Below are 14,117 nucleotides of genomic sequence, written 5' to 3'. Positions count from 1 at the left end.
GCGCTCAGCCGGCCGTACCGACGGCCGGCGCGGGACCGGCGCTCGCAGCAGCACCCGGCAGGTCGCCGTCCGGACCATCGGCGGGCGTCGACGCACCGGCCCGGCGGGCGTCCCAGCGCAGGCCGATCGCGGTGGCGACCGCACCCAGCCCCTCCCAGAGGGCGACCCCGAAGAACCGGTCCGGCGCGACGTCGGCCAACACGGTCAGGGTGAAGACGGTGAACGTGACCAGCCGGAAGACGACCGTGAACCGGTAGAACGCCCGCCACTCGGTGGCCACCGCCAGCAGGTAGTAGACGCCCATGTTGAACGACGCCATCGAGGAGGCGGTGAGGAACGTGCCGGTGTAGTCGCCGGCCGCCCGCCGCGCCGGCACCTCGAAGCCGAGCAGCCGCAGCTGCGCCTCGGGCCAGACCAACCCGAGCGCGCCGAGCAGCACCGCCAGGACGCCGAAGACCGCGATCGTCCAGCCGGCGCCGGAACGCGGCAGCCTCATCTGTCCTCCCCACCCCCGAGGGCGCGGCCGGATGGACGACCGCGTGAAAGTGACACGCTAACCGCCCCCACCGACGCGCACATCCCCGGAACCGCCAGACCTGCCGCCCGGCGACCCGCCCGGGCCCGACCGACCCCACCGCTCGGGCGGTCATGCCCCGGCGGCGAGGCGGGCGCGGAGGGCGTCGGCGGCGGCGCGCTCGCTGCGCTGCTCGGTCGCGTACGCCAGGCGGACCGCCTCCTCGGCGCAGGCCAGCGCCTCGACGGGCCGGCCGCAGGCGGCCAGCGCCTCGGCCAGCACGCTCGCTCCGATCACCTGGCTGCGCACGTCCTCGGCCGGCGCGGCGGCCGCCCGCCGGGCCCAGTCCAGCGCCTGCTCCCGCTGGCCGTGTGCGAGCAGGGCGGAGGCGTACCGGGCCTTGATCTGACGGCGGGAGATGAGCAGCGTCGGGTTGTGCGCGGCGGTGGTGGCCACCGGGGCGAGCAACCCGACCGCGGTGGCCGAATCACCGGCGGCAAGCCGGGCGGTGGCCAGCAGCACCCGGGGCGCGGCCTGGGCCGGTGCCTGCGGGTTGTGCGGCTCGACGGCGGTCAGCACCGCCCGGGCGTCCCGCTCGGCGGTGTCGCAGTCGCCCAGGTCCAGCGCCACGAAACCGCGCAGCGTGCCGGCCATCCCGGTGAGCAGCGGGTGCGAGGTGCGCCCGGCGTACGCGAGGGCGTCGGTGAGCAGGTCCGCGGCGTGCTCCGGCTCGCCCAGACCGCGCGCCACCACACCCCGTACCACCAGGGCGAAGCCGCGCCCCCAGTCGTCGGAGACCTCGGCGAAGTCCCGGTACGCCCGGCGGGCCGCCCGGTCCGCTTCGGCGATCTCGCCCAGCTCGGCCCCGGCGAACGCCTCGACCGCGCGCAGCGTGCCGACCGCCCACGCCTCGCCGACCCGCTCGCCGAAGGGCAGGAAGACGCTCGCGAGCTGGCACGCCTCCTTCAGCCGCCCGGCGAGCAGCCGGGCGAACGCGGTGGTACCGCGCAGCCAGGCCCGCCCGTACGGGTCCTTCAGCTCGGCGAAGAGCCGGGCCGCCCGGCCGAGCACCGCGTCGGTGCCGGCGAAGTCGCCCCGGGTGGTGGTCACCCAGGCCAGGTTCTGCAACGACCAGGCCTGCCCGCGCGGGTCCTGCGCGGCCAGGCTGACCTGGTACGACGCGGCGAGGCGGCTGCTGGCCTGGCCGAGCCGGCCGGCGATGAAGTCGGCCATCCCGAGCCGGCGCATCGCCGAGGCGCGCATCGCCGGCAGCCCACCCGCAGTGGCCACCTGCAACGCCTCCTGCCAGGAGGTCACCGCCCGGCCCTGGTCGCCGAGGGTCTGGTGGGCCTGCCCGGCGAGCAGGAGCGCGCTCGTCCGGGTGGCCGCGTCGTCGCCGGCGTTGGCCGCGATCTTCTCGGCGAAGGCGAGCGCGTCGGCGGGGCGGCCCACCTGGAGCAGCGCCCGGGCGTGCACCACCCGGTCTGGGGCGGGCACCCCGTCCCGGGCCAGCTCGGCGGCGCGTTCGGCGTACTCGACGGCCAGGGCCGGCTCCCCGGCGCGCAACGCCCGGCGGGCGGCCCGGCCCAGCGCGGCCACGCCCAGCGGGGCGACCGTCCGGGCCGGCGCGTCCGGCCGGAGCTTGACCGCGTCGGCGAGCGTGGCGGCCCGCTCGACGTGCTCGGCGACAAAGTCGTCCCGGGCCGGATCGGTGAAGCCGCCCGGCGGGGTGACCGGGCTGTCCGGCACCGGTGCCGCCCAGCGGGCCAGTGCGGCGTGCCGCTCGGCCAGCTCGGCCTTGCTCACCCCGGCGTACGCGGCCTCCCGCATCAGCGGGGTGGCGAAGGCGTACCCGGCCCGGGTGCGGTGCAGCATGCGGCGTTGCAGCAGCTCCTCGACGGCCCGGTCCAGGTCGACCGCGGCCACCGCGGCGGGCCGGCCGTCCCGCCCGGCGCGCTGCTCGCGGAGCGCCTCGAGGGCCCCGGTCGGCACGGTGTCGCCGACCACGGCGGCGTCCCGCAGCACCGAGCGGGCGTCCGCCGGCAGCGCGTCGATCCGCGCGGCGAGCACGGCGGCCAGGTCGCGGGAGAGCAGCCGGCTGCCCAGCGAGCCGGGGACCAGCCGCCAGCCGCCGGGGTGGCCGCCCCGCTCCGCGACCGCGGTGAGCGCGCCCCGCTCCATCAGCAGGGTGACCAGCTCGGCCAGGTAGAACGGGTTGCCCTGGGCGGTGGCGAGGAGCCGGTCCGCGTCGGCCTGCGGCAGTTTGCCGCCCCCGAGGTAGGTGGTGAGCAGCCGGGCGGCGTCGGCGCCGCGCAGCGGTGGCAGCCCGTGCACCTCGGCGTCGGCGACCCGGGTCAGCGCCCCCGCGGTGCGCACCAGCTCCGGGCGGCCGAGCAGCAGCACCAGCACCGGGCCGGTGAGCCGGGACAGCGTCAGCCCGAGCGCGCGGATCGTCTCGGCGGTGGCGTCGTGCAGGTCGTCCACGACGATCACCAGCGGCGCCTCGGTGGCCAGGGCGCTGAGCAGCCCGGCGACCGCGTTCGGCACCACCTCGGCGTCGGCGGGGCCGCCACCGGCGGTCCACTCCCCGTTGTCGGTGGCGCTGCCGTGCCCGCCGGGCAGTTCGGCGTACCCGAGCAGGGCCAGCAGCTGGTCGGTGGCGAGCGGGGTGGCGCCCTGCCGGCCGAGCCGCTGGCCGAGCCGGCGCAGCCGCTCCTCCACGGCCGGCCGGGTGAGCGCGGTGGACGTGTCGTTGGGCAGGCCGACCGCGGCCCGGACCAGGTCGGCCAGGGGGGCGAGCCGGCGCCGCTCGCCGAAGGCGGCGCAGCGTACGGAGAGCACCCGGGCGCCGGTGTGCGCGGCGTACCGGCCGGCGCCGACGTCGTACCCGGCGGCGAGGCGTTCCACCTCGGCGGCGAAGCGGGACTTGCCGATCCCCGCCTCGGCGGTCATCAGCAGCACCCGGGGCTCGCTCCGGTCGATCACCTCGGCAAGCCGGCCGGCGACCCGCCCGACCTCGGTTTCCCGGCCCACGAAGGGCGCCTCGTCGCCGAGGCCGGAGCGGGTGCCCGGGGCGTCCAGGAGTCCCAGCAGCTCGTACGCCTCGACCGGCTCGCGCTTGCCCTTGAGCCGCAGCGGGCGCAGCGCCCGCCAGGAGGCGACGTGCCGGGTGGCGGCGGAGGTCCGCGCGCCGGCGTAGACCGCGCCGACGGCGGCGGCGTCGGCGAGCCGGGCGGCGGTGTTCACCGTGTCGCCGATGACGGTGTATTCGATGGCGGCCTGGATGCCGGCGATCACGTCGCCGGTGTTCAGCCCGACCCGCAGGCCGAGCGGCGCGCCGCCGCCCCGCTCGTCGTCGAGCACCCGGCGGACCGCCCGCTGCATGGACAGCGCGGCCCGGATCGCCCGCTCGGCGTCGTCCTCGTGCGCCACCGGCGCGCCGAAGACCGCCATGATCCCGTCACCGGTGAGCTTGTCGACGTGGCCACCGAAGGTCTTGACCGCCCCGGCGAGCGCGGCGAGCACCCGGTCGGTGACCGCGCCGACCCGTTCCGGGTCCAGGTCCTCCGACCAGGAGGTGAAGTCGGACAGGTCGCCGAAGAGCACGGTGACCACCCGCCGCTCGGCGGCGGGCAGGGTCGCCGCAGCCGGCAGCGCGGCGCCGCAGTTGTGGCAGAAGCGGGCACCGGGCACGGCGACGGTGCCGCAGACCGGGCAGGTCACGGCCGCTCCACCCCGAGGTACTCCAACTGCGCCCGGACCGACCATTCGGCGGCCCACCAGAGCGACCGGTCGACGTCGGTGTAGACCCGGGCGACGACTTCGGGCGCGGTGGTGGCGCCCTCGGCGACCGCCGCGCGGACCTGGTCGAGTCGGGCCCGGCGGTGGGCCAGGTAGAACTCGGCCGCCGCGCCGCAGTCGGCCAGCGCCGGGCCGTGCCCGGGCAGCGCCGGGATCCCCCGGTACGCGGAGAGCAGTTCGAGGCTGGCGAGGTAGTCGCCGAGGTGCCCGTCGGGGTGGGCGACCACGGTGGTGCCCCGGCCGAGGATGGTGTCGCCGGTGAGCACGACCCGCTCGTCGCCGTGCTCGGCGAGGAAGCAGACGGAGTCGGCGGTGTGCCCGGGGGTCGGCACCAGGCGGATGGTGAAGCCGGTGGCCTCCAGCGGGGCGTCCGGGGTCAGCGGGGCGGCGCCGACGGTGTGCGCCGGGTCGGCGGCGCGCACGGGGGCCCCGTCGAGCAGGTCGGCGAGGCGGGCGGCGCCCTCGGTGTGGTCGGGGTGCCCGTGGGTGATCAGCACGGACCCGACCGGGCCGTGCGCGGCGATCCGGTCCAGGTGGCCCTCGTCCGCCGGCCCGGGGTCGACCACCACGGCCGGCGCTCCCGGGGCCGCCCGCAGCACCCAGGTGTTCGTCCCGTCCAGCGTCATCGGCCCGGGGTTGGGGGCCCGCAGCAACGTCACCCAACCCGGCAACCGGTCGGCGAGCGCAGCCACCGGCCCCGTCACATGCCCGCCCATGGCTGCGATCGTACGACCTCGCCGGCCACTCCCCGCGATCTTGCAGTTTCGGCCGCTGGTTTGTGGCCGTTCACGGCTTTCGCCGCGGGCCAGGACCGCAAGATCGCGGGGGCGGTGGGTCAGGAGACCTCGACGATGACCTCGACCTCGACCGGGGCGTCGAGAGGGAGCTCGGCGACGCCGACCGCGGAGCGGGCGTGCCGGCCGGCCTCGCCGAAGACGGCGCAGAAGAGGTCCGAGGCGCCGTTGATCACGCCGGGCTGGCCGGTGAACCCGGGTGCGCTCGCGACGAAGCCGGTCAGCTTGACGATCTTGACGACGTTCTCCAGGCCGACCAGCGCGTCGACCGCGGCGAGGGCGTTCAGCGCGCACCGCTCGGCGAGGTCCTTGGCCTGCTCGGCGGAGACTCCAGCACCGACCTTGCCGGTGGCCAGCAGCTTGCCCTCGGCCATCGGCAGCTGGCCGGAGACGTACACGTGCTGGCCGGACTGCACCGCCGGCACGTAACTGGCCACCGGGGGCACGACCTCCGGCAGGCTCAGGCCGAGTTCCGCCAGCTTGGCGTGGGGTCCGTTGCTCATGCCGCCACCTCGCTCCGCTCGGCGGCGCCATGAGGCACCCGCGCACAGATCCCGATGATTCGCTCGCTGCGCTCGCTCATGCCGCTCAGCCCTTCGGGCGCTTCAGATAGGCGACCAGCTGGTCCGGGTTGGGACCGGGGACCACGGCGACCAACTCCCAGCCGTCCTCGCCCCAGTTGTCGAGGATCTGCTTGGTCGCATGGACCAGCAGCGGGACCGTGGCATATTCCCACTTCTGCATCGGTGGAAGGCTCCCTTGCCTGGCGTGGACTGGTTTCCAGGCACAGCCTACGGTCCGGCGTTGGGCCGGGGCACGGGACGCTGCTCCGGAGCGGCATGTTGACGACGGCTCGTGAACGGTCCGCCGCGCCGCGGCCATCGACCGCTACCCTTCGCCTCGGACGGGCGAGCAACGTCGCCCGCCGTGCCCGAGCCCGCGTCCATGCCAGGGGCGGCGCGGACGCCCATCCCCCGGGGGACCACATGACCCAACCGCCGAACGACGGTGCGACCGGATCACCGGGCACCCCCGCGTCGGACCCGTCCGGCCCGACCTCCCCCGGGGCGCCGGGGCAGGAGGTCATTCCGCCGCCCCCGCCCGCCTACCCGGCGTACCAGGCGCCGGTCGGCAAGCGCCGGCGCGGCCTGCTCATCGCCTCGCTCGCGCTGGCCGCGGCCGTGCTGCTCTGCGGCGGCGGCGGAACGGCCGCCTTCCTGGCGCTGCGGAACACGGAGGATGGCGAGGGTGCCAAGGAGCCTGCGGTGGCGGTGGACAACTTCCTCACCGCCGTCTACCGGGACCGGGACGCGAGGAAGGCCGCCGGCTACGTCTGCGCGGACTCGCGGGACCAGAAGAAGCTGGACGCCAAGGTCGCCGAGGTGGAGAAGTACGTCGCCAGCTACGCCAGCCCCCGCTTCCGCTGGGTCAGCCCGAAGGTGGACAACCAGACCGGGGACCGCGCCACCGTCAGCACCAAGGTCACCATGACCACCGCCGACGAGAAGGTCGCCGAGCAGGCGTTGCGCTTCACCGTCGTGCGGAAGACAGGTTGGTGGGTCTGCGAGGTGGCCTGACGCCGCCGGGTGGATAGGCTCGACGGGTGCGAGCAGCAGAGCGGCCGACCGACCCGGCCTCCACCGGATGGCCGGCCCGTCTGCACGTGGTCACCGGCAAGGGCGGCACGGGCAAGACCAGCGTCGCGGCGGCCCTGGCGCTGGCCCTGGCCAGCGGCGGCCGGCGCACCCTGCTGGTCGAGGTGGAGGGGCGGCAGGGCATCGCCCAGCTCTTCGGCACCGACCCGCTGCCGTACGAGGAGCGGCACCTCACCAACGCCCCGGGCGGCGGTGAGGTACGGGCCCTGGCGGTGGACGCCGAGCTGGCCCTGCTGGAGTACCTCGACATGTTCTACAAGCTCGGGGCGGCCGGCCGGGCGCTGCGCAAGTTCGGGGCCATCGACTTCGCCACCACCATCGCACCGGGGCTGCGGGACGTGCTGCTCACCGGCAAGGTGAAGGAGGCGACCACCCGCACCACCGGCCAGCGCCGCGCGTACGACGCGGTGGTGCTGGACGCGCCGCCGACCGGGCGGATCGGCCGCTTCCTGAACGTGACCGCGGAGACCGCCCGGCTGGCCAAGGTCGGCCCGATCAAGACCCAGAGCGAGGGCGTCTCCGTCCTGCTGCGCTCCCCGATGACCGCGGTGCACGTGGTCACGCTGCTGGAGGAGATGCCGGTCCAGGAGACGGTCGACGCGATCGGCGAGCTGACCCAGTTGGGCTTCCCGGTCGGGCGGGTGATCGTCAACAGCGCCCGGCCGCCGGTGCCGGCCGGGCGTGAGGTGACCCGGGCCGAGCTGAAGCAGGGGCTGCTCGCCGCCGGGCTGCCGGCCGACCGGGCCACCGTGGCCGGCCTGGCCGGCGAGGCGCGGGACCAGCGGGTCCGGCGCGAGCTGGAGGATTCCCTGCGGACGGAGCTGGCGGAGCTGGGGCTGCCCCTGACCGAGCTGCCGCTGCTCCCGGACGGGGTGGACCGGGCCGGGCTGGAGACGCTCGCGGAGCTCCTCGGCCGGGCGGATTGACTCACACCTGCCCTCGGCACGGGCGCACGGACTCCACCGGCCCGATACGCTCGATTGGTGCCTTCCGAAGACGCCGCGCCACGGCTGGACGTCGACCAGATCCTCGCCGATCCCGGCGTGCGGATCGTCGTGTGCTGCGGCGCCGGCGGGGTGGGTAAGACGACCACGGCCGCCGCGCTCGCGCTGCGGGCGGCCGAGCGGCACGGCCGCCGTACGGTGGTGCTCACCATCGACCCGGCCCGCCGGCTGGCCCAGTCGCTCGGCCTGACCGAGCTGAACAACACCCCCCGCCAGGTCAAGGGGATCGACGTCGAGGCCAGCGGCGGCGAGCTGCACGCCATGATGCTGGACATGAAGCGCACCTTCGACGACGTGGTGCTCCAGCACACCGACCCGGCGAAGGCGGCGGAGATCTTCGCCAACCCCTTCTACCAGGCCATGAGCTCGACCTTCGCCGGCACCCAGGAATACATGGCGATGGAGAAGCTGGGCCAGCTGCACGCCCGCGGCGAGTGGGACCTGATCGTGGTGGACACCCCGCCGTCCCGCTCGGCGCTGGACTTCCTGGACGCCCCGGCCCGGCTCTCCCGTTTCCTCGACGGGCGGATGCTGCGGCTGCTGCTGGCGCCGGCCCGTACCGGGGGGCGGAGCATGTTCAGCCTCGTCACCGCCAGCTTCGGGTTGTTCTCGAAGGTGGTGCAGAAGGTGCTCGGCGCGCAGCTGCTCACCGACCTGTCCGGCTTCGTCGCCGCGCTGGATTCCATGTTCGGCGGCTTCCGGCAGCGGGCGGAGCAGACGTACCGCATCCTGCAGGCCCGGGAGACGGCGTTCCTGCTGGTCGCGGCACCGGAGCCGGACGCGGTCCGGGAGGCGGCCTACTTCGCGGGCCGGCTGCGCGAGGAGCGGATGCCGCTGGCCGGCCTGGTGCTCAACCGGGTGCACCGCCCGGCGGTGCCCGACCTGGGCGCGGCGGACAGCCTGGCCGCCGCGGGGCGACTGGCGGAGCTGGGGGGCCACGAGGCCACCGTCGACGTGCTGCGGGCCCACGCCGCGCTGGCCCGGCAGGCGGTACGCGAGCAACAGGTGGCGGCCCGGTTCACCGAGGCGTTCCCGACGGTGCCGGCGGCGTCGGTGACAGCGCAGCCCGCCGACGTGCACGACGTCGACGGGCTGCGGACGATCGGCGCGGCGGTCAGCCGGCCGTGACCGGCGTCAGCCGGCGGCGGTGACCAGGACCTTGTCCTTGCCGGTCTTGTCCTTGTCGTTCTTCCTCATCGCGGCCTCGAACATCTTGCGCCAGCTCGTCACCTGCGGGTGCCGGCGCAGCAGCGCCCGGCGTTCGCGTTCGGTCATGCCACCCCACACTCCGAACTCGATCCGGTTGTCGAGCGCGTCGGCCAGGCACTCGTACCGAACTGGGCAGCTCCGGCAGATCCTCTTCGCCACGTTCTGTTCGGCGCCCTGTACGAACAACGCGTCCGGGTCCCCGTTCTGACACGCCGCCAGTGACGGCCAGTCAGTGATCATGCCCATGTGTACACGTCCCCCCTTGCAGTACCTACCGACCTCGTGCGACCAGCCGTCGATTCCCCCGGTCGTCCGGCCCGGTCCTTCCCCAAGGAGGCACGGACGACGTGTGGCCCTGTCGCCGCCACCATCATGCTCTGTAGTCGCCTGATTACGCAACGTTGTCGGCAAAATCCATCATTCCGGACACTCCCGGCTTCCCGGGCCTTCGCCCGCCGCTTACCCGGCCCGGGTACGTGAAAACGCTGCGGGGGCTCCGTCGTTCGGTGGAGACTCGCGCCAGGTCACACGCAACCACGCACCAGGGGTCGTGCGTTTAGCACAACGAGGTCGGCGCGCGCAGGAAATGGGGAAAGAACGCCCCAGCGCCCCTCGTTCCCTACTCGCGTACCCTGTCGAGGTGACCTGGATGCGGAAACGTGACCACAATGTCTTCACCAACGCCGCATCGCTGCTTGTCTGTGGCCTATTGGCCGGCGTGGTGGTCGCAGCGGCGGCCTTCCCCGCGGTGGCGATGTCCGGACTGGCCGCGAAGGCCGGCGCCGAGACCTTCGGCGCGCTGCCGAAGGAGCTGACCGTGGCCCGCGCGCCGCAGATCAGCTACCTGCTCGCCTCCGACGGCAAAACGCCGCTGGCGACCATGTACGACGAGAACCGGCGGGACGTGAAGCTGGCCGACATCGCGCCGGTCATGCAAAAGGCGATCATCGCCGCCGAGGACCACGACTTCTACAAGCACAACGGCGTCGACCTCAACGGCATCGCCCGTGCCTTCGTCAACAACCAGTCCGGCACCAACTCCCAGCAGGGCGCCTCGACGCTGACGATGCAGTACGTCCGGCTGGCCATCGCGTACTCGGCGACCCACCCGGCCGACGTGGTCGCGGCGACCGAGGACACCAGCGCCCGCAAGCTGCGCGAGATGCGTTTTGCGCTCCAGATGGACAAGGAGTACTCCAAGGACGAGATCCTGGAGCGCTACCTGAACATCGCCTCGTTCGGCAACGGCGCGTACGGCATCTACGCCGCCAGCCAGGTCTACTTCGGCAAGCCGCCGAGCAAGCTCAAGCTCGAGGAAGCGGCGATGCTGGCCGGCATGGTCAAGGCGCCGACCACCAACGACCCGACCACCCGCAGCGGCCGCCCGCTCGCCCTCGACCGGCGCAACTACGTGATCGACAACATGGTCAAGACCGGCGCCATCAACCAGCAGGAGGCGGACACCGCCAAGGCGGCGCCGATGGTGGTCAAGGACAAGCGCACCCCGAACGGTTGCGTCTCCACCAACCAGAAGAACTGGGGCTTCTTCTGCGACTACTTCTACCGGTGGTGGATGCGGCAGGAGACGTTCGGCTCGACCACGTACGACCGGGAGCGGCGGCTCAAGAGCGGTGGGTACACCATCACCACGACGCTCGACGTGCAGGCGCAGAACGGCGCCGACGACGCGGTCCGGAAGAGCCTCGGGGTGAACAGCAAGGCCGCCCGCATGGTGGCCGTGGTGGAGCCGGGCACCGGCCGGGTGCGGGCGCTCTCAGTGAACCGCAACTTCAAGATCGACGACCCGAAGAAGCCGCAGAACAGCTACTCCAGCGACCCGAAGAAGGCCAAGAAGAAGATCCGGGGCAACTACCCGAACACGGTGAACCCGCTGCTCACCGGCGGTCAGGGCATCACCGGCTACCAGGCCGGCTCGACGTTCAAGATATTCACCCTGGTCGCGGCTCTGGAAAAGGGCATTCCGCTCAGCTACACGATCAACTCGCCGGACCAGTTCAGGTCGAACTACATCATCCAGCCCGGCCCGGCGGCCTGCACCGGCACCAACCTCTACTGTCCACGCAACGCGAGCAAGAGCATGGCGGGCGTCCACAACATGTGGAGCGGCTTCGGGCGGTCGGTGAACACCTTCTTCGTGTCACTTGAGCAGCAGGTCGGCGCGGAGAACGTGATCAAGGCGGCGCAGAAGCTCGGCATCACCTTCCGGGACGCCGGCGACGCGCGTCGGGCGACCAAGGAGGGTGGCGCCAACCAGTGGGGCGCGTTCACCCTGGGTGTCTCACAGACCACCCCGCTGGAGTTGGCCAACGCGTACGCGACGCTCGCCGCCGACGGCAAGTACTGCGAGCCGATCCCGGTGCAGGAGATCAAGGGCCCGGACGGCGACAAGCTCGACATCGCCAAGCCGAAGTGCGAGCAGCGGGTCAGCACCGAGGTGGCCCGGGCCGCCGTGGACGCCGCCCGCTGCCCGGTCGGTGACAGGTCCTCCACCTCCAAGTGCGCTGGCGGGACCGCGCGCAACGTCCATGACATCGTCAACGCGCCGGTGGCCGGCAAGTCCGGCACCACCGACGGAGACAAGACCTCCGCGCTGGTCGCGATGACGAAGCAGTACGCGGTGGCGGGCATCATGGCCGACCCGGACTGGCCGCAGACCAACCAGAAGATGGGCCACGACGAGACCCCGAAGGGCATCAACCCGGCGGTCTACAACACCCTGAAGGCCGCGATGGTCGGCAAGGAACGGATCAACTTCACCCCACCGGGCAACAAGATCATCAACGGGGACCAGCGCTCGATCCCGAACGTGAAGTGCGAGTCGGTGGAGACCGCAAGGTCCCGGCTGAAGGGCGCCAGTTTCGAGGTGGTCGTCTCCGACACCAAGGTCGCGTCGGACTGCGCGCCGAACTCCGTAGCGGGCACCAGCCCGAGCGGCCGCACCATCAAGGGCGGTGTGGTCACCATCGAGGTGAGCAGCGGCGGCGGCACTCCGACCGCGGGCCCCGACGCCTCGACCCCGCCGACTTCGGGCCGCCCCGGTCGGCCTCGCGGTTGACGTAGCGCACGAAGAACGGGCGGGCACCCTCCGGGGGGTGCCCGCCCGTTTCGCGTACGCGGGTCAGAGGCCGAGCTGTCGGCGTACCTCGGCGGCCACCCGGCCCCCCTCGGCCTGGCCGGCCACCGCGGCCTGGGCCGCCTTCATGGCCGGGCCCATCTGCGCCTTGCCGGTGAAGCCGCCGGCGGCGAGCGCCCCCGCGACCAGCTCGGCCAGCTCGTCGTCGGAGAGCTGCTTGGGCAGGTAGCGGTCCAGCACCTCGCCCTCGGCGGTCTCCTTGGCGGCCTGCTCGCCACGGCCGGCGTCGGCGAAGGCGGTGGCGGCCTCGCGCCGCTTCTTCGCCTCCTTGGTCAGCACCGCGAGCACCTCGTCGTCGGTGAGCTCGCGCTTGGCCTTACCGGCGACCTCTGCGGTGCCGACGGCCGCGAGGGCCATCCGCAGGGTCGAGGTGGTCAGCTCGTCGCGCGCCTTGAGAGCGGCGCGCATGTCGGCGGTGAGGCGATCCTTCAGCGTGCTCATGGACGGTCAAACTACCCTGAACGCCATGCGAAAGCGCACACTATTCCGCCTCGCCGCCGGAACCGTCGCCGCGGGCGCGGCCACCCTGGCGTACGCGTCGCTCGTCGAACGCAACATGTTCACCCTGCGGCGGTACGACGTGCCGGTGCTGCCGGCCGACACGGAGCCGCTGCGCGTGCTGCACCTGTCGGACCTGCACATGATGCCCGACCAGGCACGCAAGCAGCAGTGGGTGGCCTCGCTGGCCGCCCTCGACCCAGACCTGGTGGTGGTCACCGGCGACAACATGGCCCACCCCGACGCCGTCCCCGGGGTGCTGCGGGCCCTGCAACCGCTGCTCGACCACCCGGGCGCGTTCGTCTTCGGGTCGAACGACTACACCGGGCCGGTGTGGAAGAACCCGTTCACCTACTTCCTGCCGAACCGTGAGTACGCCGATGGCGTCGAGCTGCCCCACGAGGAGCTGCGTGAGGTGCTCACCGGGGCCGGCTGGGCCGACCTCAACAACGCCCGGACGTCGGTGAAGGCCGGGGGCCGCCTGGTGGAGCTGGTCGGCGTGGACGACCCACACATCGAGCGGGACGACTACGAGGCGGTCGCCGGGCCGGTCTCCGCCTCGGCCGACCTCGCCATCGCGCTCGCGCACTCCCCCGAGCCGGCGGTGCTGGACCGGATGGCCGCGGACGGCTTCGGCCTGCTGCTCGCCGGGCACACCCACGGCGGTCAGGTCTGCGTGCCCGGCTACGGGGCGCTGGTGACCAACTGCGGGCTGCCCCGGTCGATGGCGCGCGGGCTGCACCGCTGGCCCGGCTCGGACTCCTGGCTGCACGTCTCCGCCGGCCTGGGCACCCACCCCACCGCGCCGGTGCGGTTCGCCTGCCCGCCGGAGGCGAGTGTGCTGACGCTCATCCCGCGCTGACGGTCGCTCTCCCTCTTACGGCGTGTCGCGGCAGGTCGGAGGACGCTTCGGAGGCGCTTTGGAGCTGATGACGTAGACGATTCAGGGCGGCGCCCGGGTTCGATCCGGTGCCCGGCGACGGTCCGTACCGGGGCCGTCGTCGGGGGCGGGCCGAACCGAGGGGGTACCGAGTTTGACCATCGGACCGGGTGGGCTACTATTTGTCGGCACGCCTCGGGGTGTGGCGCAGCTTGGTAGCGCGCTTCGTTCGGGACGAAGAGGTCGTCGGTTCGAATCCGGCCACCCCGACCAGAGGTAAAAGCAGGTCAAGACCCCTCCACGGAGGGGTCTTGATTCATTTCTGGGGATCGCCGCTCCTCCTGAGGCAGCGAGAAGGCAGCAAACGACGCGAGCGCCCTGCGATCCCGGTCACGTGTCGAGTGCGTGTAGCGGTCCAGGGTCGTGGACGTCTGCTCGTGCCCCATCACCTTCGCCACATCGTTGATCGGCACGCCGTCGGAGACGAGCCAGGTCGCGTACGAGTGCCGAAGATCGTGGGTGCGCCGTGAGGCGCTGTGGTTCGAGTGGAGGTGAGAGACCTTCGCCGCTGACCCTGTCGCAGCAGGGCGGTGGAGCTGGGGGCAGCC

Annotated in this window: 13 protein-coding genes and 1 tRNA gene; 6 read left to right on the top strand and 8 right to left on the bottom strand. The window is 73.2% G+C overall.

The features are described from left to right. Nucleotides 1-4: 4 nt before the first annotated feature. The 5 genes from ABZ807_RS00070 to ABZ807_RS00050 form a co-directional block, all read right to left on the bottom strand. Complete coding sequence (locus ABZ807_RS00070; protein ID WP_357150854.1) at nt 5-496, bottom strand: hypothetical protein; 492 nt, start codon at nt 494-496, stop codon at nt 5-7. A 150-nt stretch (nt 497-646) separates the two neighbouring features. Further along, complete coding sequence (locus ABZ807_RS00065) at nt 647-4,237, bottom strand: adenylate/guanylate cyclase domain-containing protein (protein ID WP_357150852.1); 3,591 nt, start codon at nt 4,235-4,237, stop codon at nt 647-649. Further along, complete coding sequence (locus tag ABZ807_RS00060) at nt 4,234-5,031, bottom strand: MBL fold metallo-hydrolase (protein ID WP_357150850.1); 798 nt, start codon at nt 5,029-5,031, stop codon at nt 4,234-4,236. The genes ABZ807_RS00065 and ABZ807_RS00060 overlap by 4 nt, the downstream gene beginning before the upstream one ends. A gap of 119 nt (nt 5,032-5,150) precedes the next feature. After that, nucleotides 5,151-5,612, bottom strand: coding sequence for a RidA family protein (locus ABZ807_RS00055; RefSeq protein WP_357150848.1), 462 nt, complete (start codon nt 5,610-5,612; stop codon nt 5,151-5,153). Nucleotides 5,613-5,697: 85 nt separating this feature from the next. Next, nucleotides 5,698-5,853 (bottom strand): hypothetical protein, encoded by a 156-nt coding sequence (locus ABZ807_RS00050; RefSeq protein WP_088959894.1) that lies wholly within the window; start codon nt 5,851-5,853, stop codon nt 5,698-5,700. Between the two features lie 242 nt (nt 5,854-6,095). Here ABZ807_RS00050 and ABZ807_RS00045 point away from each other — a divergent pair, with 242 nt between their 5' ends. Genes ABZ807_RS00045 through ABZ807_RS00035 form a run of 3 tightly spaced genes read left to right on the top strand, consistent with a single transcriptional unit; the run spans nt 6,096 to nt 8,896 of the window. Then, nucleotides 6,096-6,686: a hypothetical protein gene (locus tag ABZ807_RS00045; RefSeq protein WP_357150846.1), complete on the top strand. Its 591-nt coding sequence runs from the start codon at nt 6,096-6,098 to the stop codon at nt 6,684-6,686. A gap of 26 nt (nt 6,687-6,712) precedes the next feature. Then, nucleotides 6,713-7,690: an ArsA-related P-loop ATPase gene (locus tag ABZ807_RS00040; protein WP_357150844.1), complete on the top strand. Its 978-nt coding sequence runs from the start codon at nt 6,713-6,715 to the stop codon at nt 7,688-7,690. 54 nt (nt 7,691-7,744) lie between these two features. Then, nucleotides 7,745-8,896, top strand: coding sequence for an ArsA-related P-loop ATPase (locus tag ABZ807_RS00035; RefSeq protein WP_357150842.1), 1,152 nt, complete (start codon nt 7,745-7,747; stop codon nt 8,894-8,896). Nucleotides 8,897-8,902: 6 nt separating this feature from the next. On the opposite strand, the gene ABZ807_RS00030 is transcribed toward ABZ807_RS00035, so the two are convergent. Further along, a complete protein-coding gene (locus ABZ807_RS00030) occupies nt 8,903-9,223 on the bottom strand; it encodes a WhiB family transcriptional regulator (protein ID WP_357150840.1) in 321 nt (106 codons plus the stop codon). Between the two features lie 403 nt (nt 9,224-9,626). Here ABZ807_RS00030 and ABZ807_RS00025 point away from each other — a divergent pair, with 403 nt between their 5' ends. Beyond that, complete coding sequence (locus ABZ807_RS00025; protein WP_357150838.1) at nt 9,627-12,053, top strand: transglycosylase domain-containing protein; 2,427 nt, start codon at nt 9,627-9,629, stop codon at nt 12,051-12,053. A gap of 63 nt (nt 12,054-12,116) precedes the next feature. On the opposite strand, the gene ABZ807_RS00020 is transcribed toward ABZ807_RS00025, so the two are convergent. Next, nucleotides 12,117-12,572, bottom strand: a complete 456-nt coding sequence (locus tag ABZ807_RS00020) for a GatB/YqeY domain-containing protein (protein WP_357150836.1) — start codon at nt 12,570-12,572, stop codon at nt 12,117-12,119. A 25-nt stretch (nt 12,573-12,597) separates the two neighbouring features. On the opposite strand from ABZ807_RS00020, the gene ABZ807_RS00015 reads away from it, so the two are divergent. Then, the gene (locus tag ABZ807_RS00015; protein ID WP_357150834.1) at nt 12,598-13,491 is read left to right on the top strand and encodes a metallophosphoesterase; all 894 of its coding nucleotides are present in this window, start codon (nt 12,598-12,600) and stop codon (nt 13,489-13,491) included. A 214-nt stretch (nt 13,492-13,705) separates the two neighbouring features. Beyond that, nucleotides 13,706-13,782, top strand: a tRNA-Pro gene (locus ABZ807_RS00010). Nucleotides 13,783-13,796: 14 nt separating this feature from the next. Here ABZ807_RS00010 and ABZ807_RS00005 read toward each other — a convergent pair. Next, nucleotides 13,797-14,117, bottom strand: a 321-nt coding sequence (locus ABZ807_RS00005) for a tyrosine-type recombinase/integrase (RefSeq protein ID WP_357150832.1), incomplete at its 5' end; no start/stop codon positions are given.

It is taken from the genome of Micromonospora sp. NPDC047548 (assembly GCF_040642975.1).
GTDB lineage: Bacteria > Actinomycetota > Actinomycetes > Mycobacteriales > Micromonosporaceae > Micromonospora.
The sequence above is the reverse complement of the archived record's forward strand: the minus strand, read 5'-3'. Positions and strand labels throughout refer to the sequence as shown.

Coding starts and splice junctions, on each gene's coding strand:
- ABZ807_RS00070 (WP_357150854.1), bottom strand. CDS start 496: ATGAGGCTGCCGCGTTCCGGCGCCGGCTGGACGATCGCGGTCTTCGGC.
- ABZ807_RS00030 (WP_357150840.1), bottom strand. CDS start 9,223: ATGGGCATGATCACTGACTGGCCGTCACTGGCGGCGTGTCAGAACGGG.
- ABZ807_RS00020 (WP_357150836.1), bottom strand. CDS start 12,572: ATGAGCACGCTGAAGGATCGCCTCACCGCCGACATGCGCGCCGCTCTC.
- ABZ807_RS00060 (WP_357150850.1), bottom strand. CDS start 5,031: ATGGGCGGGCATGTGACGGGGCCGGTGGCTGCGCTCGCCGACCGGTTG.
- ABZ807_RS00025 (WP_357150838.1), top strand. CDS start 9,627: ATGCGGAAACGTGACCACAATGTCTTCACCAACGCCGCATCGCTGCTT.
- ABZ807_RS00050 (WP_088959894.1), bottom strand. CDS start 5,853: ATGCAGAAGTGGGAATATGCCACGGTCCCGCTGCTGGTCCATGCGACC.
- ABZ807_RS00055 (WP_357150848.1), bottom strand. CDS start 5,612: ATGAGCAACGGACCCCACGCCAAGCTGGCGGAACTCGGCCTGAGCCTG.
- ABZ807_RS00045 (WP_357150846.1), top strand. CDS start 6,096: ATGACCCAACCGCCGAACGACGGTGCGACCGGATCACCGGGCACCCCC.
- ABZ807_RS00015 (WP_357150834.1), top strand. CDS start 12,598: ATGCGAAAGCGCACACTATTCCGCCTCGCCGCCGGAACCGTCGCCGCG.